Here is a 22,222-nt window from a genome sequence, read left to right on the forward strand (position 1 = left end):
CCTCTGTCCCGTCATGCCAAGGAGATCTCATGAGCCCCATGAGCCCCAGTCCGTCGTCCCTGTCCAGACGTACGTTCCTCACGGCCACCGGCGCGATCGGCGCCGTGGCGCTCACCGCGTGCAGTGAACTGACCCCGGGCGCCTCTTCGTCCGACAAGAGCAGCACCGGCCCGGTCTCCACCGCCGTACCGGCCGACAAGATCACGCTGGTGGTCGCCGACGCGGACGACACCACCATGACTCCGGGTCTGCTCGCGGCCTTCCGTGCGAAGCACCCCAACATCACCGTCAAGCGCCAGTACACGGGCTGGGACGACTACCTCAAGAGCATCAACACCACGATGTCCGCCGACAGCGCCCCCGACATCGCCCAGTTCACCTCGGGCATGCAGAACCTCGTCCCCGGACGGCTGCTGCTCAAGGTCGGCGAGTACGGCAAGGCGTACGGCTGGGCGGAGAAGTTCCCCGGCCTGGACCAGATCACCCTCACCCCGGACGGCAAGACCGTCGGCACGGGTGACCTGTACGGGGTGGGCGCGGGCCTGTCGTTCGAGGGCGTCTACTACAACAAGGCCAAGGCGAGGGAACTGGGCCTGACCACTCCCCCGGCCACGCTCGCGGAGCTGGAGGCGCTCTTCGCCAAGGCCAAGGCCGCCGGTGAGACCGCGCTGGTCGCCGGGAATCTCGACGGCGGTCTCAACCACCCCTTCAACGTGCTGCTTTCGGCCTATCTGACGCCGAAGGACCGCGAGGCATGGGCCTTTGGCCATCAGAGCGCCACCATCGTGCTGCCGGAGGCGAAGACGGCGGCCGAGACGCTGCTGAGGTGGGTGGACAAGGGGTATGTCACCCCGAAGGTGAACGGGGTCAGCGACAACGACGCCACCGCCGCGTTCGCCAAGGGCGAGGGGGTGTTCCGGATCAGCGGCAACTGGGCGGCGGCAGCGGTGGCCAAGGGCCTGGGCGAGCGGGCCGGTTACTTCAACATGCCGCCCGTCACGGCGGGCGGAAAGGTTCGTACCACCGGCGCCGGCGTGTACTACTGCGTGTCCAGCAAGTCCAAGAACGCGGCCGCGGCAGCCGCGTTCCTCGACTTCGCGGCGAGCGCTCAGGCCGCCGCCGTCACCGCGAAGGCGGGCTTCATGGCTCCCGACGCGGGCGCCATGCCGAGCCAGACAGGACTGCTGGGCGATGTCCAGGCGGGCTGGCAGACGATCGTCAAGGACGCCGGGCTGCAGCCGTTCATCCAGAACTCCTCCACCCCGACGATGGGCGACACCCTCACCACCCAGCTCCAGCTGCTTGTCGGCGGCAAGGTGACCCCCGAGAAGTTCCTGGCCGGGCTCCAGACGGACTACGAGAACTACCACAAATGACCACTGCCGACCGGCGACTGACGGAGCCCGCCCGCGCCCTCGCCGCCCCGCGCCCGACGAAGCCCGCGCCGGACCGTGCCGGGCGCGGGGGCCGCCGTACGGCACGGTCCGGCCGCCGCCGACGCCGGGCCGTGGCCTTGCTGTACCTGCTGCCCGCCCTGCTCCCCTACACCCTGTTCTCCGTACTGCCGATGCTGCACACCGCCTACCTGTCGTTCTTCGACTGGGACGGCGTGACCCTCCCGTCCTTCGTCGGCCTCGACAACTACCGCCGTATAGGCACCGATCCGCAACTGCGCGCCGCCGCCTGGCATGCGGGCGCGCTGATCCTCTTCTTCTCGGTGCTGCCGATCTGTGTCGGCCTGGTCGCGGCGGCGATCGTGTCCCGGCGGGCCGGACGCCGGGGCACCGGGCTGGTCCGTACGGTGCTGTTCCTGCCGCAGGTCATCCCGCTGGTCGCGGTAGGCATCCTGTGGCGCTGGGTGTACGCCGAGGACGGCATCCTCAACCAGGGACTGCGGGCGGTCGGTCTGGGCGGGTTCGCCGACGCCTGGCTGGGCAGCTTCACCTGGGCCCTGCCGGCCGTCGGGCTGATCGGGACGTGGGTCGTCTCGGGTCTGTGCATGGTGCTGTTCCTGTCCGGGACCCAGCGCATCGACCAGGAGATCTACGAGGCGGCGCGGATGGACGGGGCGGGCCCGGTACGGGAGTTCTGGTCGATCACCGTCCCGCTGCTGCGACCCGAGTTCGCGGTGGCGCTGTCGATCACCGTGATCGCGGCCCTGTCCAGCTTCGACCTCATCTACATCACCACCGGAGGCGGCCCGGGCAACAGCACGGTCGTCCCCGGCATCCTCATCTACCGGCTGGCGTTCGGGGGCGGCGCGGTCGGGGTGGCCAGCGCGCTGGCGATCGTCCTGACGGCGGTCATCTCGGTCGCCGTCCTGGTGATCAACCGGCTGTCCAGGGAGGCACCGTGACGTCACTGACCGCAACGGCTCCACCCGCACGGGCGCTCGCGGGGCGGCTGGCGGCGCCCGTCGTCCTCGTACTGTTCATGGCCGCCGTACTCGTGCCGTTCGCCTCGCTGCTGCTGGCGGCGCTCCAGCCCGCGGGCGCCCCGCTGACCGGGTTCGCCCTGCCGGACGGGCTGCACTTCGAGAACTTCTCCCGCGCCTGGTCGGCGGCGGGGTTCGGCACGCTGCTGCGGTCGAGCGTGGTGATCGCGGTGTGCGTGGTGCCGGCCGCGGTGGTGTGCGCGACGCTGGCCGGATACGCGCTGGCGACCCTGGACGTGCCCGGCCGGGGGCGGTTCTACGCGTATCTGCTGCTCGGTCTGTCCATCCCCACCGAGGGCACGGTCATCCCGCTCTACTACGACCTGCGTGCCGTGGGACTGACGAACACCGTTCCGGGGCTGGCGCTCGCGGAGATCGGCGCGTTCATGCCGTTCGGGGTGTTCTGGATGCGCGCCCACTTCGCGACCATGCCCCGCAGTCTCATCGAGGCGGCGCGCCTCGACGGTGCCTCGTCGTGGGCGACGCTCTGGCGGATCCTGCTGCCCAGTTCCCGTCCGGCGGTGACCACACTGGGCGTTCTGTACTTCGTGTGGAGCTGGAACCAGTTCCTGCTCCCCCTCATCCTGATCCAGGACCCGGACCGCCGTACGGCGCCCGCCGGACTGGGCTTCTTCACCGGGCAGTTCGGCGTCGACGTACCGCTGCTCGCCGCCGCCACGCTGATCGTGATCGCCCCGGTGATGCTCGTCTACCTGTTCTTCCAGCGGCACTTCATCAGTGGCGTGCTCAGCGGCGCCCTCAAGGGCTGACCCCGCACCCGGACACGTACCCACAGGAGGTCGGAGATTTCCATGGCAGAACTCGAAGTCGCGCTGATCGGCGCGGGCGGCATCGCCCGCACGCATCTGCCCGCGTGGACGGCCCTCGGCGCGCGGGTACGCCTGTACGCGCCCGACGACCGAGCGCCCGCCCTGGCCCGCGAGTTCGGCGCGACATCCGTGGGCTCCCTGGGTGAGGCGCTCGACGGGGCCGGCGTGGTGGACGTGTGCACCCCGACCGACACCCACCGGGAGATCACGCTGGCCGCCGTGGCGGCCGGGGCCCATGTCCTGTGCGAGAAACCCCTCGCGCTCGGCGCGGCCGAGGCGGAGGAGATGGCCGACGCGGCGGAGGCGGCCGGGGTGCGCCTGTACCCGGGCCATGTCGTGCGCTTCTTCCCCGCGTACGCCCGACTGCGCCGCCTCGTCGCCGGGGGCGGCCTGGGACGGGTGGCGGTCGCCCGGTTCACCCGGACCGGCCGCTATCCCACCTGGAGCGGCTGGTTCGCCGACCCGGCGCGTTCCGGCGGGATCCTGACGGACCAGATGATCCACGACATGGACATCGCCCGCTGGCTCTTCGGCGACGTCGTCCGGGTGCACGCCCGGCAGCAGGGGCATCTCACCGCCCCGGCGCCGGAAGGGGCGGTCGCCACCGGTACGGCTGTGCTCACCCACGTGAGCGGCACGATCTCCCAGGTCGTGGGCGTGTGGGGGCCACCGGCAACGCCGTTCCGTACGACCTTCCATGTGTCGGGCACCGGCGGCACCGTCGAGCACGACTCCCTGGCTCATCTGGATCTGCGGATCACCGGCGCCTTGTCCAGTGGTCCGGCGGCGGGCATACCGGCCGGGGACTTCGGGGAGTCGCCCTACGTCACCCAGATCCGTGAGTTCGCCGAGGCCTTCGCGGGCGGTCCGGAGCCCCGGGTGAGCGGCCGGGACGGTGTGGCGGCCGTCCGTGTCGCGGAAGCCGCCGCCGAGTCGGCGCGTACCGGACGGGCCGTGTCGATCGCCCTACCGGCAACCACCGTACGCACGAAGGGAATCGAGCAGTGAGAGTCGCCGTACTGTCCTTCGCCCATCTGCACGCCGCGACCTACATCAGGCTGCTGCGCGACCGCGACGGCATCGAACTGATCACCGCCGACCCCGAGGCCCCGCCCGGCGACCCCACCCGTGGCCGGGCCCTCGCCGAGGGGCTCGGCGCCGACTACGCCGACACCTGGGACGAGGTGTTCGCGCTGCGCCCCGACGCCGTCGTGGTCACCAGCGAGAACGCCCGCCACCGGCACCTGGTCGAACGGGCCGCCGCGAGCGGGGCTCATGTGCTGTGCGAGAAGCCCCTCGCGACGACGGAGGCGGACGCCCTGGCCATGATCGACGCCTGTGCCCGGGCCGGGGTGCGGTTGATGACCGCGTATCCCGTACGGTTCAGCCCCGCGTTCACCGCCCTGCGCGGCGCCTTGGCCGACGGCTCGCTCGGCGGGCTGATCAGCGTCCACGGCGCCAACAACGGCTCGAATCCGGCCCGTTCGCACCCCTGGTTCGCCGACCCCGAACTGTCGGGCGGCGGCGCGCTGGCCGATCACACCGTCCACATCGCCGACCTGGTGGACGCGTTGCTGGACGGCGAGCAGGCGACGGAGGTGTACGCCCAGGCGAACAGCGTCCTCGACGACGGCGGCCCCGCACCGGACGTGGAGACGGCCGGGCTGGTCACCATCCGATACCCAGGCGGGCTGGTCGCCGCCGTGGACGCCAGTTGGAGTCATCCGCCGGACCATCCGACCTGGGGCGGGCTCGCCATGACCTGCGTCGCCGAGAAGGCGATCGTGGAGTTCGACGCCTTCCCTCCTCTGCTCGGCGGCTTCAACTCCGTTACCGGGCGCGGCCGTTGGGAGGCGGGCGGGGCGGATCTGGACGCCGCCATGCTCGACGAGTTCCTGGACGCCGTACGCACGGGGCGGCGGCCCTCCCCCGACGGCGAAGCGGGCCTGCGCACCCTCCGGATCGTGCTGGCGGCCTACGAGTCACTGCGCACGGGTCAGCCGGTCGCGCTGCCGGTGGGGTAGGGGCGGGAAAGCTCTAGGCCGCGCCGAGCAGGATGTCCCGCATGGATCCCATCCCGCACTTGTTCTCGCGGCTGGACAGTTCCGCGACCTCGGTCAGGATCGGCCGGATGTCGATCCCGGCCGTCCGCGCGTCCGCGCACAGGTCGCGCAGCGAGAGCAGTTCGTCGCGGGTGTCGTTGCCGTGGTCGACGGCGGACATGTGCAGCAGCCGCTGCCGGAAGCCTTCGGGGGTGGGTTCGACGGGCAGGTGTGCGGCCCAACGGAAGGAGGTGTAGCGGGAGAAGAGCCCGCGCACGGACACGCGGAGCGCCTCGTCGCCCTGCGCGTAGACGGCGAGCAGGGCCCGCAGCGCGGACTCGGCCTCCGCCCGGACGCCCGCCTCGTCCATGGGGGCCGGGCGCTGCCGCATCTTGTCCGCCCAGTCGGGATCGCTGGTGTCCACCAGCCGATTCGCGAGGGGCCGGAGGGCCGCGTCGACCAGGGCGACCTGTTCCTCGATGTCCTCGATGGCGGTCATCGGCTCCGTGTCCGGTCGGGTCATGAGAACAGGGCGGTCAGGTCGGGCTTCTTGCCGTCGAAGAGGCCGTCGGTCTCGCCGAGGGAGGCCAGCTTCTCCAGCGAGGCCATGTCGATCTCCGCCGGCCAGTTGGGCAGTGTGAGCTTGGTGAGGACGTCGCCGCTGATCTTCGTGTACGTGGTGAGGATCTGGCGTGCCTCGTCCGGGTGGTCGGTGGCATACCGCAGCGACTCGCTCATGGCCTCGGCGAACTTCTTCACCAGGTCGGGCTTCCGCTTCGTGAGCTGGGTGGAGGTGAAGTACGTCGCGACGGTGAGCTTCGGGTCCGTCTCGGCGAACGGCGAGGCCACGACACGGGCGCCCTGCGCCTTGGCGACGGTCATCGCGGGCTCGCCCATCCACGCGGCGTCGACCCGCCCGCCGTCCAGTGCGGCCGGCATCTGATCGAACGGTATTTCGACGAACTTGACCTTCGAGGGGTCGCCGCCGGCCAGCCGGACCGACTCGCGGACCGTGGTGTCCCCGATGTTCTTGAGCGTGTTCACCGCCACCGTCCGCCCGGCAAGGTCCTTGGCCGATTTCACGGCACTGTCCTTCTTGACGGCCACTCCGGTGACATCGCCCCCGACCTTGCCGTTGGAGGCCGCGCCGTTGACCACGGACTTGATCGGTACGCCCTTGACCTGGGCGATCATCAGCGACGTGGTGTTGCTGAACCCGAACTGGAACTGGTCGCTCACCACACCGGGGATGATCGCCGCGCCGCCCTGGGCGCTCACCATCTCCAGTTCGATGCCGCGACTGCTGAAGAACCCCTGCTTCTGGCCGAGATAGAGCGGGGCCACATCGACGATGGGGATGATGCCGACCTTGACCTTCGTGGTCCCGCTGCCGCCCGAGGACGACGAACCGCTGTCCGCCGGGTCCGACGACCCGCATCCGGCCGCGCCGACGACGGTGATCACTACTGCGGCAAGTCCGAGAATGCGCCTTTGCATGGGCCCCTCCTGAGGAAGCAACACCAGATGTTGGGCACTTTCTTGACGGCCGCAATGTACACACCTATGTTCCCGCTGTCAGCACTCCGGACAGAGGCCGCCGCCCGGCGCCGCGGTCATCGCTTGAGGCTCGCCATCAGGTCACGCATGTCAGTGATCATGGCCGACCGGTACAAGGACAGGTCGGGGAGTTCCGGCCCGTCACCGACCGCGTTCTCGTCCTGGCTCTCGCTCTCACTCTCGCGCTCGCTCTGGTAGTACGTGAAGACGGAGAGATCCAGCGAGAGGACCGCTCCGCCGTCCAACACCCGCAACTCCGCATTGCCGTTGTCCCGGGTCAGGAGATACGCCTTGTCACCGAGGTCCGGAACTGCCTTGACCTGTTCCTCGGGAAGAACGCCGTCGTCGGTCACCCGTCGTCGTGCCTCGAATTCCGCGCCGGGGTCGGTCTTCTTGTGCAGTGCCACCGTTATTCCGACGGTGTAGCCGGTGAACCAGCCCTTCCCGGACTGCTCCGAGCCGGCCAGGAACCGGAGAGGTATGGAGCACTGGATCTGGTCGAGGGCGGCATGGCGCAGCAGCCCGGAATCGGCCTTGGTGGTGGGCTCTCGCGGCGAGATCACCGCGCCGATCGCCTTCAACCGCAGCGACGGGCAGGGGTCCTGCTTCAGCTGGTACCCGCTCAGGTCCGGCTTTCCATCGCCCCCTCCGTACAGGAACAGCGCCGCCGCCCAGAGGACCGACGCCATCACCGCCCCTACCAGCGCCCACTGCCACGGCCTTCGCGGCCGGAGTTCCCCACCCGGCTCCTCCTCGTCGAAGCCGCCCACCACCTCGCGGGTGTCGACTCCACCGAACTCCCCCGCCATCTCCGGCTCAGAAATCATCCCGCTCCCTCGGCCGTGCCTTCCACCTTCGTCAGGATGATCGCAGCACTGCCCCCGTTCACGTCTGCCGCAGAGGCTCGTACACCTCCGCGGCGACACCGAACGTCCAGGCCACTCCCTCACGGGCCGTACGGGTCGTCGGCGGCACCCTCAGCCAGTACGTACGGCTCGACCCGTCCGGTTCAGGTGTGGAGTTGACGACTTCGACCATCACCACGTCCTCGTCGCCGACGAGTTGGACCCGCCACAGCACGCCCGTCTCGTCGCGGTGGACGGGGACCGCGCCGGACTCCTCCAGATACCGGTCGTAGCCGTAGAACTCCAGCATCACCCGGCGGAGTTCGGCGTTCTCCTCGTCGCGGATGCGTTCCGGGGTCAGTGCGGTCAGTTCGTCCAGGAAGTCCTTCGGGACGGGCATGCCACGCCAGGCGTACAGCTCGAACCCGTCCGTGTAGCCGAGGGCCGGGCCGTCGCCCCGGTCCAGGCGGCCCGCCTCGTCGCGGTGCAGGGTCAGCGGGCGTTCGCTGAGGATCGCCGTCTTCTCGTAGGGCCACCACCAGCCCGCGTCGCGCGCCACGGCGGCCAGGCCGGCCAGCGGGCTGTCGTCACCGGGCTCGAACGCGCACAGCCAGGCCGCGTCGTGCTGCCCCAGCGCGGCGTCCAGAAGCAGCAGACGGACCCGCGCCTCCTCCTTGCGGTCGGTGGCGAGTTCCTCGACGATTCCCGCCCGCACCCGGTCGACGAGTGTGCGGGTCGACTCCCACAGTCCGGCCCCCGTGGCCCGCCAGTGCCCGCTCCACCGCTCCGGGCCCAACTCCGCGTGCAGTCGCCCCCGTTCGGCGGCCCAGGGCGCGCTCCACACGGCGTCGCGGACTCCGGCGCCGAGGGTGCCCAGAGGCGAGCCGTCCGGCTGCGTCGCCGTCATGAGCATCCGTACGGCTTCGAGGGGCGAGCGCGCCCACACGATCCGCTCGGGTTCCGCCAGTCCCGCGCGCCGGTAGGCGAGTCGGACGCCTTCCTCGGCCGCCGCCCGGTCGCCCGGTCCCGTCGCTGCCGCCGCCGTCCGCCAACTGCCCTGGTCCATCAGTGCCGTTCCTCTCCAAGTGCTGTCGCCGGCCCGCATCCCCATGCCGTCCGGCCCTTTCGCTTCGTTCGTCCCGCACATGTGCCCGGGGCGTGCTCAGTCGGCGACGACGCGCACCGAACCCGGTACGTACTCCCGCTGCCGGATCACCCGGTACCAGCCCTTCGGGAGCGTGATCGCCGCGTGCTCCTCGTGGACGACGCGCGCGCCCTCGGGTACGTGCAGGAGCATCGGGCCGAAGACTCCGGCCTCGCGGATCAGCCGTCCCGGACCGGCCACCGCATGGGCGTGCCCGGTGACCTCGCCGAGCGCCAGGACGAGTCGGCCTCGGCCGTCGCGCGGTTCGGACGCCGCGTCGACCGCGTACTCCGGCACCGCGCCTTCCGCCAGCGCCACGATCAGTACGTCTCCCTGCCGGTACATGGGTCTCCCTCCCGATGCGGCACTCCGTGTGCCATGGGAACGACCGTAGAGGCGGGCACTGACAATCGGTCCTCGGCGCAGTCGTCCACGGGTCGCCGAAGATCCGCTTCACCTTGCGGGAGGCCCCAGTTGGCGGCGTTGTCAGTGGGGCTTGGTACAACTCCTCTACCTGGACGCGATCGGCGCGCGCCAGGACGGGAATCACGACCGCCGATCCACCGGACCCAGCATCAGGGAGCAGGCACGCATGACCCTCGGTAGCCACCTCCAGGAATTCCACGGCCTGCCGGCCTTCGCCTTCCCCGACGCCGGTGACACACAGGCGGACGTGTCCGCCTTCCCGTCGCCGGAGTCCGTCGCCTGGCGCCTCTCCGTGGGCTCCTACGACTCCAATGAGGAGTGGGAGGACGCCTTCGCCCGCTTCCTGGAGGCCGTGGACACCCGTAAGGTCCGCGCCCTGATCGTCGGCACGTGGAGCGATGCGTACGACAGCGGCCCGGACGAGGTGATCAAGGCGCTGGTCGCGGCCCGCGACCGACTGTCGAACCTGCGCGGCGTGTTCCTGGGCGACATGCTGTCGGAGGAGTGCGAGATCTCCTGGATCAACCAGGGCGACGTCACTCCCCTCCTGGAGGCCTTTCCCGACCTGGAGGAGTTCGGCGTCCGCGGGGGCAGTGAGCTGCTCTTCCCCGCCGTCCGGCACGAGCGGCTGCGCAGCCTGACGGTCGAGACCGGGGGCATGCCCGTCGAGGTGGTGCGCGGCATCGCGGGCAGCGATCTGCCCGCCCTCGTCGAACTCGACCTGTGGCTGGGCACGTCCGAGTACGGGGGCGACGCCGACGTGGCCGACCTGGAGCCCTTCTTCGCGGGCACGAGGCTGCCGAGCCTGACCCATCTCGCCCTGCGCAACAGCGAGATCCAGGACGCCATCTGTACGGCGCTCGCGTCCGCGCCGGTGGTGGCGCGCCTGGAGGTTCTCGACGTCTCGATGGGCGTGCTCACCGACGACGGCGCCACGGCGCTGCTGACCGGTCAGCCCTTGACTCATCTCAAGAAGCTCGACCTGCACCACAACTACCTCAGCGAGGAGCTGCGCACGCGGCTGCTGGAGACGCTGGAGCCCGCCGGTGTGGAGGTCGACGCCGATCCCGACGACGCCGACTCCGACGAGGAGGAGGACGGCACGGTCTGGCGGTTCGTCGCGGTGGGCGAGTAGCGCGCTCCGGGCTCCGGAGGCGGGAACGAAGGGGGGAAGGTGAGCACCATGGGGCGCAGGGGGCCGGGGGATGCCCCGCCGAGGTGGGCGGTGGTCGCCAATGGGGACAACCGTCGGGTGAGCCTGTTCGCGGCGGCAGCGGAGGCCGCCGGTCATGGCACGCCTCGTGTGGTCGAGTGGCACGACGTGCTGCGTGGGGGCGGACACGATTTCGCGGACGACGAGTTGGTCCGCCTCGACTCTCCGGGGGAGAGTGCCGAGGTGGACGTCCTGCTGCGTGGGGTCGACGATCCGACGCGGGTGGAGGGGTCCGCGCGCTGGTACGGGCGGTTCCTGGAGGGCGTTGCCTCGTTGCGCGGCGGGCGACGGCTCGACGACCCGGTGGAGCTGGCCGTGATGTTCGACAAGCGGCTGTGTCACGACCGGCTCGCCCGGGCGGGCGTGCCGGTGCCGCCGTCGCCCACCTCCGGGGACGTACCGCCGGTGCGGGACTGGGCGGACGTACGGCGCCTCATGGCGGAGGCGGACCTGCGGCGTGTCTTCGTCAAGCTCGCGCACGGTTCCTCCGCCTCCGGTGTGCTGGCGATCGAGACGGCCGCGTCGGGGCGGATCCGCGCGACCACGTCCGTGGAGCGCGCCGAGGAGGGACGGCTCCACAACTCCCTGCGTGTGCGCCGCTATACCGAGGAGCGGGAGATCGCCGCGATCGTCGACACGCTCGCCCCGGACGGGCTGCACATCGAGCGGTGGCTGCCGAAGGCCTCGCTCGGCGGCCGGTCGGCGGATCTGCGGATCGTCGTCGTGGGCGGCCGGACCACCCACGCCGTGGTCCGCACGAGCCGCTCCCCGCTGACCAATCTGCATCTCGGCGGGACACGCGGCGATCTGGCGGCCGTACGGGCGCTGGCCGGTGACCGGTGGGCCACGGCTCTCGAAACCAGTGAACGGGCCGCGGCCTGCTTCCCCGGCACCCTGTGCGTCGGTGTCGACCTCCTGCCGGCCGTCGGCTGGCGCCGCTTCGCCGTCGGCGAGGTCAACGCGTTCGGCGATCTGCTCCCCCGGCTGACCGGCCTGCCGGGCAGCGGGGCCGAGGGCCTGGACACGTACGCCGCACAGGTCGCGGCGGCCCCTTCCTTCTCACTGCCGAGGACCGCCCATGCCACCGTCTGAACCCTCCCCCGCCCCGGCCGCCGGGCCGGACATGAACGAGGTGGTGGGCCGTGACGACCTGCTCCTCCTCACCCTGGACACCCTCCGGTACGACGTGGCCGTCGAACTCGCGACCGCCGGGCGGCTGCCCAATCTGACCGCGCGTCTGCCGGGCGGCGTCTGGGAGAAGCGGCACGCGCCGGGGAGTTTCACGTACGCCTCCCACCAGGCGATGTTCGCGGGCTTCCTGCCCACCCCGGCAGGACCAGGACCGCATCCGCGCCTGTTCGCGGCCAAGTTCGCGGGCAGCGAGACCACGGCGGACGGTACGTACGTCTTCGACACCCCGGACCTCGTGTCCGGCCTGGCCGCGCACGGGTACCGCACGGTGTGCGTCGGCGGCGTCGGCTTCTTCAACAAGCAGGGCGCCCTGGGTGACGTACTGCCCGGGTTCTTCCAGGAGAGCCACTGGGAGCCGGAGTTCTCCGTGGCCTCCCCGACCTCCTTCGAGGCGCAGGTGGCACGCGCCGAGAAGACGGTGTCCGAACTGCCGCCCGAGCAGCGGCTGTTCCTCTTCCTGAACGCCTCGGCACTGCACCAGCCGAACTGGTTCCACCTGCCCGGCGCGACCCGTGAGGCGGGCGACAGCCGGGCCACCCACGCCGCCGCGCTGGAGTACGTCGACCGCCATGTCGGGCGGCTGTTCTCGGCGATGAGTTCGCGCCGCCGCTGCTTCGCCATCGTCTGCTCCGACCACGGCACCGCCTACGGGGACGACGGTTACACCGGCCACCGCCTCGGCCACGAGTCCGTATGGACCGTGCCCTACGGCCACTTCTTCCTGGAGCCGTCCGTATGACCGTCACCGCACCGGACACCTCCGTCCGCTCACCTCGCCCGTACCAGAGCTATACGTACGCGTACCCGCACAAGACCGCCTACCGGAAGCTGCCCACAAGCCCCCGGCTCGCGGACCTGTGGTCCGGGGAGTCCCGGCAATCCCTGTCGCTGTATCTGCACATCCCGTTCTGCGAGATCCGCTGCGGCTTCTGCAACCTGTTCACGCGCATCGGCGCGCCCGACGGTCTGACGGGCCGTTATCTGGACGCCGTACAGCGTCAAGCCGCCGCCGTCCGCGAGGCGTTGGGCGACGCGGAACCCCCGCGGTTCGCCAACGCGGCGTTCGGCGGCGGGACTCCGACCTTCCTGGAGGCCACGGAGCTGGAACGGCTGTGCGACATCGCCGAGCGGGAGATGGGCGTCGACCTGCGGGCCGTCCCGCTGTCCGTGGAGGCGTCGCCCTCCACGGCCACGGCCGACCGGCTGGCGGTGCTGGCCGAGCGGGGCACCACCCGCCTCAGTCTGGGCGTCCAGAGCTTCGTCGAGGAGGAGGCGCGGGCCGCCGTACGCCCGCAGCACAGGTCCGATGTCGAGGCGGCGCTGGCCCGGATCCGTGAGGCCGCCATCCCCGTCCTCAACATCGATCTGATCTACGGCATCGACGGGCAGACCGCGGCCAGTTGGCGCTACTCCCTCGACGCGGCCCTGGCCTGGCGCCCCGAGGAGATCTATCTGTACCCCCTCTACATCCGCCCGCTCACCGGTCTCGGCCGCCGCGTCGACCCGGCGGCGGCCGACCGGGAGTGGGACGAGCAGCGCCTGCGCCGCTACCGGGAGGGGCGGGACCATCTCCTCGCCCAGGGCTACGAGCAGGTGTCGATGCGGATGTTCCGGCGCTCGGACGCGCCGCCACAGGGTCCGGACGACTACGCCTGCCAGACCGACGGCATGATCGGCCTGGGCTGCGGCGCCCGTTCGTACACCTCCCGGCTGCACTACTCCTTCGACTACGCCGTGTCGATGGGCGAGATACGCGGCATCATCGACGACTACACGGCCACCACCGACTTCTCCCGCGCGCTGCACGGGCGTTGGGTCGACGAGGACGAGGCACGGCGTCGGCATCTGCTGCAGTCGCTGCTCCAGGCCCAGGGCATGCCCGTCGCGGAGTACCGGCTGCGGTTCGGCTCCGACCCGTACGCCGACTTCCCAGCCGAGTTGGACACCCTCGACTCCCGTGGCTGGCTCGACGACGGTCAGGAGGGACAACTGCGGCTGTCCGCCGAGGGGTTGGCGCACTCGGACGCCATAGGCCCCGAGTTCTTCTCCCCGGACGTGCGCGCCGCCATGGCCGCCTACGAGACCAAGTGAGCGGGGTTCCGTGGATCTGACGCTGCTCTACCGGGGGCCGCTCTCCTCCTGCGACTACGACTGCCCCTACTGCCCGTTCGCGAAGCGACGCGACAGCACGGCGCAACTCCGCGCCGACCGTGCGGCGCTGGAGCGGTTCACCGGGTGGGCGGGCGAGCAGCGGGAGGACCGGCTTTCGGTGCTCTTCACCCCGTGGGGCGAGGGACTCGTCCGCTCCTGGTACCGACGTGCTCTCGTCGACCTCTCGCACCAGCCGCACATACGACGGGTCGCCATCCAGACCAACCTGAGCTGCCGCACCGACTGGCTGGCGGACGCGGACCGCGACACCGTCGCCCTGTGGTGCACCTACCATCCCGGGCAGACGCCGTACGACCGGTTCCTGGCCAAGACGTACGAGCTGTCCGCCCTCGGGGTCCGTTTCAGCGTCGGTGTCGTCGGCGTGCCGGATCATCTGGAGCACGCGCGACGGCTGCGCGCGGCGCTGCCGGAGCACGTCTATCTGTGGGTGAACGCCGCCGAAGGGCACACCTACACGGACGAGGAGGCCGGCCGGTGGACGGCGCTGGACCCGCTCTTCCCGTTCAGCCGCCACCCGCACCGCTCGGCGGGCCTGCCGTGCCGCACCGGTGAGTCGGTCCTCTCGGTGGACGGCGAGGGCACGGTACGCCGCTGCCATTTCGTCCGTACGGAGCTGGGAAATCTGTACGACGGCTCGTACCGTGCCGCGCTCGGCCCCCGGGCCTGCCCGCTGAAGGTGTGCGACTGCCACATCGGTTACGTGCATCTGGAGACGCTGCCGCTGTACGACGTGTTCGCGGGCGGCATCCTGGAGCGCGTGCCGAGTACTCTCCCGGACCGGCCGCTCCTGCCGCTGGTCCCGTCCGAGTTGGCGTCGACGACGGCCGGCGTGACAGGGTCGCCCGAGTCGTGAACGTGTTGTGGGTGAGAGGAAGTTCGTGGACACGCAGACCTGGGACGCACTGGCCGCATCGATGAGGAACGCGTACACCGCGGGTCTGGGCGAGGGTGCCGTGCCCCGTCCGGTCATCATGCCGCTGGTCCGCGGCGAACTGGTCGGTCTGATCTGGCTGCGTCCCGTCGAGACCGGCAAGGACGCGCTCACCGGCATCGCCCAGCTGTCGAACATCGCCGCGGCGGCCGGCGCCGACGAGGTCGTCCTCGCCTGGGAGACCCGGGACGTCGCCGCCCTGTGCGAGTTGCCGGTCAGCGGCCCGGCGCCGTGCCTGAACCTGGTGCACGCCACGAAGGACGGCCACACCCTGCACCGGTTCCCGTACGCCGAGCAGCCCCTCGGCCACTCCCCCGAGGGCCTGGCCACGGTCGAGCCGCAGTGGCTGCTCGCACCCGAGCCCCAGCAGGACGGCGAACTGATCCCGCCGGTCCGGGCCGCCGTCGACTACTCCTTCGTCCCGCTCGAGATCGACCATCCTTCCCCCTTCGGGGTTACGGTCGTCCTGATGGAGGAGGACGGCTACAACGTGCGCCTGACGGAGGCTTTCGCCCTCTGAGGCTCCCCGGAGAGGGACGGCGACGCGCCCAGCGGTGCCAGGCTGCCCGTCCCGCGGATCCGCGCCGGATTCAATACACCCGGCGCGATCCCCCCGCCCGAGCCGCTCACCCCGACCCGACCGGAAGTGATGCCAGCCATGACCGAACTGCCCACCGAACTCTCCGAATCGGCACTGGTGGTCACCGGGGCCACGGGACGCCTCGGCGGACGTGTCGCCCGCCGCCTGGCCCAGCGGGGCATCGCGCAGCGGCTGCTGGTGCGCAGCCCCGAGCGGGCACCGGACCTCCCCCGTGCCACGGCGATCCGCGGCGGTTTCGGCGACCACGACGCCGTCGTCCGTGGACTGCGCGGCGCGAAGACCGTGTTCATGGTGTCCGCCTCCGAGAGCGCCGACCGGCTCGACCAGCACAAGGCCTTCGTGGACAGCGTGGCCCAGGCGGGTGTCGAGCACCTGGTGTACGTGTCGTTCTTCGGCGCCGCGCCCTATGCGACGTTCACGCTGGCCCGCGACCATTTCCATACCGAGGAGCACATCCGCACCAGCGGGATGGCGTACACCTTCCTGCGCGACAACATGTACGCGGAGTTCGTGCCCGAACTGGCGGGAGAGGACGGTGTGATCCGTGGTCCGGCCGGGCAGGGACGGGCCGCCTTCGTCTCGCAGGACGACATCGCCGACGCGGCGGTCGCGGTCCTGACGCGTCCGGGCGACCATGTCGGTGCCGTGTACGACCTGACGGGGCCGGAGTCCCTGACGCTGGACGACGCCGCCCGCATCGTGTCCGAGGTGCTCGGGCGCAGCATCACCTACCAGCCCGAGACGGTCGAGGAGGCGTACGCCTCCCGTGCCTCCTACGGCGCCCCGCCCTGGCAGCTCGACGCGTGGGTGTCCACCTACACGGCCATCGCGGCCGGCCAGCTCGACGGTGTCAGCGACGCGGTGCCCTTCCTCACCGGCCGCCCCGCCACATCCCTGGCGGACGTCGTTCGCGCCATCAAGGACTGAACCCACCGCCGAAGCCCGCGCTGTCGCTTTTTGACCATCAAAGGTCACCATTGGGCCCGGTCAACCGTGCCCTCCCGACCTAGTTTGAATACACCGCCCAGATCACCCCGTGCGGATCCACAAGCTAGGAAGACAGTCATGAGCAACGCGAAGAACACGGTTCTGCAGGCCGCCACGGCACTCTTCGGCGACAAGGACCCCTCGGCCGTGGACCGCTGGGTCGCCGCCGACTACAAGCAGCACAGCTCCCTCGCCGCCGACGGCCCCGAAGCGCTGCGCGGGCTGGTCGCCGGGCTCGGCGCCGACTTCCGCTACGAGGGCGCCCGGGTCATCGCCGACGGCGACCTGGTCGCCCTGCACGGCACGTACCACGGCTTCGGCCCCGACCCGCTCGTCGGCTTCGACATCTTCCGCGTCGACGCCGACGGCAGGCTGGCCGAGCACTGGGACGCCCTGACCCCGCAGGTCGAGGACACCGTCTCGGGCCGCTCCCAGACCGACGGGCCAGCGGAGATCAGCGACACCGACAGGACCGACGCCAACCGGGCCCTGGTCACGGAGTTCGCGGAGAAGGTCCTCGTCGGCGCCGACTACTCGGTCCTGACCGACTACATGTCCACCGAGACCTACCACCAGCACAACACCGAGGCCGCCGACGGCCTGGACGGCTTCGGCGCCGCCGCCGCGAAGTGGGCCGAGCAGGGCAAGAACCTGGTCTACAAGACGGTTCACAAGGTCATCGCCGAGGGCGACTTCGTCCTCACGCAGTCCGAGGGCGAGTTCGGCGTGCCCGTCGCCTACTACGACCTCTTCCGTCTCGCCGACGGCAGGATCGTCGAGCACTGGGACGTCATCGCACCGGTGCCGGCCGAACTCCCGCACGGCAACGGCCTGTTCTGACGATCCTCCCGGTGCCCGGCCGACACGCGTCACGACGCACGCCGGCCGGGCACCGGCATGGACGTCGTCCCGTCGCCCAGCCCGTCTTTCCCACCCTCCGCATCGGAGCCTGCCATGACGATGTCGCCGCCCTCGCCCCCGTACAGCGGCCTCACCGGGAAGCCTTCGGTACTGCCCCTGGCCGCCTACCGCGCCTCGATCGCCCTGGACGAGCCGTTCCAGCCGTCCGCGGATCCCGTACCGGCGGATCGGCTGGACGAGCGGGTGCGCACGGCGCTGCGGCTGCTCAGCACCGACCCGGCCGTGCCCCGGCTCGGGCTGCGGGCCGACTCCCTGCGGGACCTCTCGGCCACCGACGCCACGGCTCGCCGCCGGCTTCTGGGCGCCTTGCTGACCGTGCGCCCGCCCGGCGCGCTGCCGGACGGGGCCCGCGACGCGGTGGACGCCGTCCTCGGCACGGAACGCGGGCTCCGGCCGACGGTGCGAGCAGCCCAACTCCCCACGATCGCGGGGGAGTTCCCCCGCACGACGTACCGTGCGGCCGAGTCCACCGCGCTGTGGCGGGGCGACATCACCACGCTCGCGGCCGATGCCGTCGTCAACGCCGCCAACAGCGCCCTGCTCGGCTGCTTCCAGCCCCTGCACGCCTGTATCGACAACGCCATCCACAGCGCCGCCGGGCCACGGCTGCGGGACGACTGCCGGACCGTCGTCACACTCCAGGGCGCCTCCGAGCCGACCGGCACAGCCAAGATCACCCGGGGTTATCACCTCCCCGCCCGCTACGTCCTGCACACCGTCGGTCCCGTCACCGACGGCCGCCCGCGCGCGAGCGACGCGGAGGCGCTCGCCTCCTCCTACCGGGCCTGTCTGGACCTTGCCGCCGAGGTGGAATCCATCCGTACGGTCGCCCTGTGCGCCGTGAGCACCGGGGTCTTCGGCTACCCCAAGGACCAGGCGGCCCCCATCGCCCTGCGCGCGGTCGCCGACTGGCTCGACGCCCGTCCCGAGCGGTTCGACCGGGTCGTGTTCACGGTGTTCGAGGCGGCCGACGAGAGCGCCTACCGGCGCGCGTTGCGTTCCTCGGCGGGTCTCTGAGACGGCGCGTCGCCGCGCTGGGTGTCCTGCTCGGCGCCCGGTGGCAGCCCCTCCGCACGCCCCCGGACGACCTCCCGGAAGTCGATCGGTGACCGCCCGACCCGGTGCAGGAAGTACTTGCTGAACTGGGACGGGTTGGCGAAGCCGAGCTGCGCCGCGATCTGGGCCGCCGTCCGGTCGCTGTGGGCCAGCAGCCGCTTGGCCTCCAGGACGACCCGCCGGTCGACGAACTCCTTGGCGCTGAGCCCGGCAGTGCCCAGCGTGGCGCGGGCCAGCGTGCGCGGGGAGTAGCCGAGCAGGTGGGCGTAGTCCTCCACCCGCCGGGTCCGGGTGAAGTGCTGTTCCACCGCGTCCCGGAACCGCAGATATGTCTCGTCCGGCTCCGGTACGGGGCCGCCGGCCGGCACCGTGAGGTGGGCCAGCCGCAGCACGAGAACCGCCAGGAGATGGCGCAGGGCCGCCACGTGCACGTCCAGCGGCAGCTGGCCGAGGGCGTGGAACTCACGGCTCAGATGCTCCACCGCGAGGTCGAGCGCCCGCGCGTCGGCGGCGACGGGCGTGCTGACGACGGGTGCGTGCGGGTCGTCGACGCGGGCCGCCGACACGGTCGCCGCGTCGAGGAAGTCCTGCCGGAAGAGGATCAGGGTGCCCTCGGCCCGGGTGAGGTCGCCCCACTGCTGCACCTGCCCGGGGCGCACCCACAGCCAGGAGCCCGGCCGGAGGGCGTGGGCGGTGAAGTCCACGGTGTGCGAGAGGTCGCCCGCGGTGAGCGTGAGCAGGTGATGGAAGTCGGGGCGCTGCGGCCGGGAGAGGGTGTGGCCCGGCACTCGCCCGCGCAGGTCGGCCAGCGACATCGCCTCGACACCTGCGGGCGTACCCGCGGGGGCGGCGAAGGGGACCTCGGGGATCTCCCTCGCGGCACTGTGTCGGTTTTTGGCCATCATCGGTCGGAAGTGTATCCGGCTCGCATCCGCTTCGCCTCGTACGTTGATGATCGCACCGCACCGGCAGGGTGCCCGTGCGGCAGAAAACGGAAAGGGCACTAAGGTCACGTGAACGCCACGAGCAACACCCCTCTGACCGCCGCACAGGCCGGCGGGACGTTCCATGAGTGGCTGGGAGAGGCGGACCGCGTCCTGGTCGCGGCCGGCGCGGGCCTCAGCGCGGCCGCCGGTTACGACTACGGCGACGCCGAACGCTTCCGGCAGCTCCTTCCCGCCCTGCACCGGCTGGGCCTGCGCTCGCGCTATTTGCTGGGTGTGCCGCTGCCGCCGGACATGATGTGGGGCTACTGGGCCGTCCACATCGACGACATCCGCTACGACCCCGCCCCGAACCCGCTCTACCGGCGCCTGCGGACCCTGGTCGGCGACCGCGACCACTGGGTGATGACGTCCAACGTCGACGCGCTGTTCGTCCGCAACGGCTTCGCCGCCGACCGTGTCTTCACCCCGCAGGGCGACTACGGCCGGCTCCAGTGCACGGTGCCGTGCACGCGCGAGACATGGTCCAGCAAGCCGTTCCTCGACAGGGTCCTCGCGGCGTACGACCGTGAGAGCGGCCGGGTGACCGACCCCGAGGCCCTGCCCCGCTGCCCCGACTGCGGTGGCGAGGTCTTTCCCAATGTCCGGGTCGGCCCCGAGTTCGTCGACGACGCCCATCTGCCCGCCGGGGAGCGGCTGGCCCACTGGCTCGACCAGAGGCCCACGGACGACCGGTTGCTCGTCGTCGAGATCGGGGCCGGGTTCAACACCCCCGGTGTGATCCGATGGCCCATGGAGAACGTCGTACGCCACACTCCTGGGGCCCGCCTCGTCCGGCTCAACCCCGACCACCCGGAGGTCCCCGGCGATCTGGGCGAGCGCGCGCTGTCCCTCCCCTTCGGGGCGGACCGGCTGCTGGGCGGCCCTGTCGCCTGACGGATCCCGGCGTCGACGTACCGCCTGCGAAGGACACGCCAGTGGTACCGCGGTACCACCCGGCCACCGAAGTGTCCCCTGTGGTCCCACGGCCGGGACCTGCCGTTCTCGTAGCTTCGACAGCAGATGCCGCAGGGCGTCGGCGGTCGCGTCCAAAGCGGCCGTGTGCGAGGTTGCGTTCGAGGCAGGAGAGGCCACTTCCATGATCGAAGCGCGTGAGCTGACAAAGCGGTACGGCGACAAGACGGTCGTCGACCACTTGAGCTTCACCGTCAAACCGGGCGAGGTGACCGGCTTCCTGGGGCCCAACGGGGCGGGCAAGTCCACGACCATGCGCATGATCATCGGGCTGGACTCCCCGACGGGCGGTTCGGTCACGGTCAACGGACGCTCCTACGCGAAGCACGCGGCGCCCCTGCACGAGATCGGCTCCCTCCTTGAGGCCAAGTCCGTCCACCCGGGGCGTACCGCGTTCAACCATCTGATGGCGCTGGCCCACACCCACGGCATCTCCCGCAGTCGGGTGGACGAGGTCATCGAGCTGGCGGGGCTGACCAGCGTGGCGGGCAAGCGGGTGGGTGCCTTCTCGCTCGGTATGGGCCAGCGGCTCGGTATCGCCTCGGCGCTGCTCGCCGACCCGGCGATCGTCATGCTCGACGAACCGGTCAACGGCCTCGACCCCGAGGGCGTGCTGTGGGTACGGAATCTGCTGCGGAGCCTCGCCGACGAGGGCCGGGCGGTGATGCTCTCCTCGCACCTGATGAGCGAGACCGCGCTGATCGCCGACCACCTCGTGATCATCGGCCGTGGCCGCCTCCTCGCGGACACGACGGTCGACGACTTCACCCGGGAGGCGGGCGGCGGAGGCGTGAAGGTCTCCACCGCCGAGGCTGTCCGGCTGCGTTCGCTGCTGGCGGGCCCGGACGTCACGATCACCTCGTCCTCCGCCGAGGAACTGGTGGTGTCGGGGCGGAGCGCCCGGGAGATCGGGGCGGTCGCCGCCGAGCACGGGGTGGCGCTGTACGAACTCACCCCGCAGTCCGTCTCCCTGGAGGAGGCCTTCATGGCCCTCACCCACGACGCCGTCGAATACCAGAGCGCCCCCGCCGACACCGCACGAAAGGCCGCCTGATGACCACCGACACCCTTTCCGCGGCTCCCGCCCGCACGACGGTGCACAAGGTGACCGGCCTTCGGGTACTGCGTTCGGAGTGGGCCAAGTTCTGGTCGCTGCGCTCCAGTTGGATCACCCTGGGCGTCTCCCTGCTCCTGCTCGTCGCCCTCGGGGCCATCGCCTCCGCCACCTACAGCCCGGACGCCGTCGCCGACGGGGGCCCGCCCGGCGGCCCGGGCGACGGCACCCAGGACGCGGTCAGCCTGGCGCTGCTCGGGGTGACCTTCGCCTCGCTGGCCGTGGGTGTGCTCGGGGTGCTGCTGTCGGCGGGCGAGTACAGCACCGGCATGATCCGTTCCACCCTCACCGCGGTGCCGCGCCGACTGCCCGTCCTGTGGTCCAAGGCCGCCGTGATCGGACCCGTCGCCCTGGTCCTCACCACCATCGGCGCACTGGCCGCCTTCCAGCTGGGCACCCTCGGTCTCGACGGCGAGAAGATCGCCCTGTCCCTGAGCGACGACGGCGTACTGCGCAGTCTGGCCGGCGCCGGTGTCTACCTCGGTCTGGTCGCCGTGTTCGGCGTCGCCCTGGGCGTGCTCCTGCGCTCCTCCGCCGGAGCCATCGCGGTCCTCGTCGGTGTCCTGCTCATCCTGCCCGGCCTGGCCTCGCTGCTGCCCGACTCCCTGTACGACAACATCAACCCGTACTTCCCCAGCAACGCGGGCTCGGCCGTGTACGCCCTGCACGACTCGTCCGACGCGCTCTCACCCGGCGCGGGCCTCGCCGTCTTCGCCGGCTGGGTGGCGCTGACCCTCGCGGGGGCGGCCTACCGGCTGGTCCGCAGCGACGCGTGAGTCGCGGGGCGGGGACAATGAGGG

The 22,222-nt window shown here is 71.2% G+C and carries 23 protein-coding genes; 17 read left to right on the forward strand and 6 right to left on the reverse strand.

Features of this window, described 5'->3' with window-relative positions; genetic code table 11:
• Positions 1 to 29: 29 nt before the first annotated feature.
• The 5 genes from ACFYXF_RS14535 to ACFYXF_RS14555 are packed head-to-tail and all read left to right on the forward strand — an operon-like array spanning position 30 to position 5,288.
• Entirely contained in the window at positions 30 to 1,376 is a 1,347-nt protein-coding gene (locus ACFYXF_RS14535; RefSeq protein ID WP_389349881.1) for an ABC transporter substrate-binding protein, read from the forward strand.
• The gene (locus tag ACFYXF_RS14540) at positions 1,373 to 2,356 is read left to right on the forward strand and encodes a carbohydrate ABC transporter permease (RefSeq protein ID WP_389349882.1); all 984 of its coding nucleotides are present in this window, start codon (positions 1,373 to 1,375) and stop codon (positions 2,354 to 2,356) included. The genes ACFYXF_RS14535 and ACFYXF_RS14540 overlap by 4 nt, the downstream gene beginning before the upstream one ends.
• Positions 2,353 to 3,204, forward strand: coding sequence for a carbohydrate ABC transporter permease (locus tag ACFYXF_RS14545; RefSeq protein ID WP_389349883.1), 852 nt, complete (start codon positions 2,353 to 2,355; stop codon positions 3,202 to 3,204). The genes ACFYXF_RS14540 and ACFYXF_RS14545 overlap by 4 nt, the downstream gene beginning before the upstream one ends.
• 42 nt (positions 3,205 to 3,246) lie before the next feature.
• Positions 3,247 to 4,272, forward strand: coding sequence for a Gfo/Idh/MocA family protein (locus tag ACFYXF_RS14550; RefSeq protein WP_389349884.1), 1,026 nt, complete (start codon positions 3,247 to 3,249; stop codon positions 4,270 to 4,272).
• The gene (locus tag ACFYXF_RS14555) at positions 4,269 to 5,288 is read left to right on the forward strand and encodes a Gfo/Idh/MocA family protein (protein ID WP_389349885.1); all 1,020 of its coding nucleotides are present in this window, start codon (positions 4,269 to 4,271) and stop codon (positions 5,286 to 5,288) included. Before ACFYXF_RS14550 ends, ACFYXF_RS14555 begins: the two co-directional genes overlap by 4 nt.
• Positions 5,289 to 5,301: 13 nt before the next feature.
• Here ACFYXF_RS14555 and ACFYXF_RS14560 read toward each other — a convergent pair whose 3' ends face one another.
• The 5 genes from ACFYXF_RS14560 to ACFYXF_RS14580 form a co-directional block, all read right to left on the reverse strand.
• The gene (locus tag ACFYXF_RS14560) at positions 5,302 to 5,829 is read right to left on the reverse strand and encodes a hypothetical protein (RefSeq protein ID WP_389349886.1); all 528 of its coding nucleotides are present in this window, start codon (positions 5,827 to 5,829) and stop codon (positions 5,302 to 5,304) included.
• Complete coding sequence (locus tag ACFYXF_RS14565) at positions 5,826 to 6,803, reverse strand: ABC transporter substrate-binding protein (RefSeq protein ID WP_389349887.1); 978 nt, start codon at positions 6,801 to 6,803, stop codon at positions 5,826 to 5,828. Before ACFYXF_RS14565 ends, ACFYXF_RS14560 begins: the two co-directional genes overlap by 4 nt.
• Before the next feature lie 116 nt (positions 6,804 to 6,919).
• Positions 6,920 to 7,690 (reverse strand): hypothetical protein, encoded by a 771-nt coding sequence (locus ACFYXF_RS14570; protein ID WP_389349888.1) that lies wholly within the window; start codon positions 7,688 to 7,690, stop codon positions 6,920 to 6,922.
• 58 nt (positions 7,691 to 7,748) lie between these two features.
• The gene (locus tag ACFYXF_RS14575) at positions 7,749 to 8,774 is read right to left on the reverse strand and encodes a DUF6745 domain-containing protein (protein WP_389349889.1); all 1,026 of its coding nucleotides are present in this window, start codon (positions 8,772 to 8,774) and stop codon (positions 7,749 to 7,751) included.
• A gap of 96 nt (positions 8,775 to 8,870) precedes the next feature.
• Positions 8,871 to 9,197 carry a hypothetical protein gene (locus tag ACFYXF_RS14580; RefSeq protein WP_369036366.1) on the reverse strand — a complete coding sequence of 109 codons (327 nt, stop codon included), beginning with the start codon at positions 9,195 to 9,197 and terminating at the stop codon, positions 8,871 to 8,873.
• A 247-nt stretch (positions 9,198 to 9,444) separates the two neighbouring features.
• Between ACFYXF_RS14580 and ACFYXF_RS14585 the strand changes: the two genes are divergently transcribed.
• The 9 genes from ACFYXF_RS14585 to ACFYXF_RS14625 all read left to right on the forward strand — a co-directional run bounded on the left by ACFYXF_RS14585 (position 9,445) and on the right by ACFYXF_RS14625 (position 18,311).
• On the forward strand, positions 9,445 to 10,413 hold the full coding sequence (locus ACFYXF_RS14585; protein WP_389349890.1) for an STM4015 family protein: 969 nt from the start codon (positions 9,445 to 9,447) through the stop codon (positions 10,411 to 10,413).
• A 48-nt stretch (positions 10,414 to 10,461) separates the two neighbouring features.
• Positions 10,462 to 11,583, forward strand: coding sequence for an STM4014 family protein (locus ACFYXF_RS14590; RefSeq protein WP_389349891.1), 1,122 nt, complete (start codon positions 10,462 to 10,464; stop codon positions 11,581 to 11,583).
• A 31-nt stretch (positions 11,584 to 11,614) separates the two neighbouring features.
• Positions 11,615 to 12,421 (forward strand): STM4013/SEN3800 family hydrolase, encoded by an 807-nt coding sequence (locus ACFYXF_RS14595; RefSeq protein ID WP_389349941.1) that lies wholly within the window; start codon positions 11,615 to 11,617, stop codon positions 12,419 to 12,421.
• Positions 12,418 to 13,773: an STM4012 family radical SAM protein gene (locus tag ACFYXF_RS14600; protein ID WP_389349892.1), complete on the forward strand. Its 1,356-nt coding sequence runs from the start codon at positions 12,418 to 12,420 to the stop codon at positions 13,771 to 13,773. Before ACFYXF_RS14595 ends, ACFYXF_RS14600 begins: the two co-directional genes overlap by 4 nt.
• 10 nt (positions 13,774 to 13,783) lie before the next feature.
• The gene (locus ACFYXF_RS14605; RefSeq protein ID WP_389349893.1) at positions 13,784 to 14,707 is read left to right on the forward strand and encodes an STM4011 family radical SAM protein; all 924 of its coding nucleotides are present in this window, start codon (positions 13,784 to 13,786) and stop codon (positions 14,705 to 14,707) included.
• A gap of 25 nt (positions 14,708 to 14,732) precedes the next feature.
• Positions 14,733 to 15,305: a hypothetical protein gene (locus ACFYXF_RS14610; RefSeq protein WP_389349894.1), complete on the forward strand. Its 573-nt coding sequence runs from the start codon at positions 14,733 to 14,735 to the stop codon at positions 15,303 to 15,305.
• 138 nt (positions 15,306 to 15,443) lie between these two features.
• On the forward strand, positions 15,444 to 16,313 hold the full coding sequence (locus tag ACFYXF_RS14615; RefSeq protein ID WP_389349895.1) for an SDR family oxidoreductase: 870 nt from the start codon (positions 15,444 to 15,446) through the stop codon (positions 16,311 to 16,313).
• 138 nt (positions 16,314 to 16,451) lie between these two features.
• A complete protein-coding gene (locus ACFYXF_RS14620) occupies positions 16,452 to 17,213 on the forward strand; it encodes a nuclear transport factor 2 family protein (RefSeq protein ID WP_389349896.1) in 762 nt (253 codons plus the stop codon).
• 114 nt (positions 17,214 to 17,327) lie between these two features.
• Positions 17,328 to 18,311, forward strand: coding sequence for a protein-ADP-ribose hydrolase (locus ACFYXF_RS14625; protein ID WP_389349897.1), 984 nt, complete (start codon positions 17,328 to 17,330; stop codon positions 18,309 to 18,311).
• Here ACFYXF_RS14625 and ACFYXF_RS14630 read toward each other — a convergent pair.
• Positions 18,275 to 19,255, reverse strand: a complete 981-nt coding sequence (locus ACFYXF_RS14630; RefSeq protein WP_389349898.1) for a helix-turn-helix domain-containing protein — start codon at positions 19,253 to 19,255, stop codon at positions 18,275 to 18,277. The two genes, ACFYXF_RS14625 and ACFYXF_RS14630, sit on opposite strands and share 37 nt — an antisense overlap.
• A gap of 108 nt (positions 19,256 to 19,363) precedes the next feature.
• Between ACFYXF_RS14630 and ACFYXF_RS14635 the strand changes: the two genes are divergently transcribed.
• From ACFYXF_RS14635 to ACFYXF_RS14645, 3 genes are all read left to right on the forward strand, one after another.
• On the forward strand, positions 19,364 to 20,230 hold the full coding sequence (locus ACFYXF_RS14635; protein WP_389349899.1) for an NAD-dependent protein deacetylase of SIR2 family: 867 nt from the start codon (positions 19,364 to 19,366) through the stop codon (positions 20,228 to 20,230).
• Positions 20,231 to 20,432: 202 nt separating this feature from the next.
• Positions 20,433 to 21,362, forward strand: coding sequence for an ABC transporter ATP-binding protein (locus ACFYXF_RS14640; protein ID WP_389349900.1), 930 nt, complete (start codon positions 20,433 to 20,435; stop codon positions 21,360 to 21,362).
• Positions 21,362 to 22,198, forward strand: coding sequence for an ABC transporter permease (locus tag ACFYXF_RS14645; RefSeq protein ID WP_389349901.1), 837 nt, complete (start codon positions 21,362 to 21,364; stop codon positions 22,196 to 22,198). Before ACFYXF_RS14640 ends, ACFYXF_RS14645 begins: the two co-directional genes overlap by 1 nt.
• Positions 22,199 to 22,222 lie beyond the last annotated feature (24 nt).

Source organism: Streptomyces sp. NPDC002680 (assembly GCF_042889145.1).
In the GTDB taxonomy this organism is placed as follows: domain Bacteria; phylum Actinomycetota; class Actinomycetes; order Streptomycetales; family Streptomycetaceae; genus Streptomyces; species Streptomyces adonidis.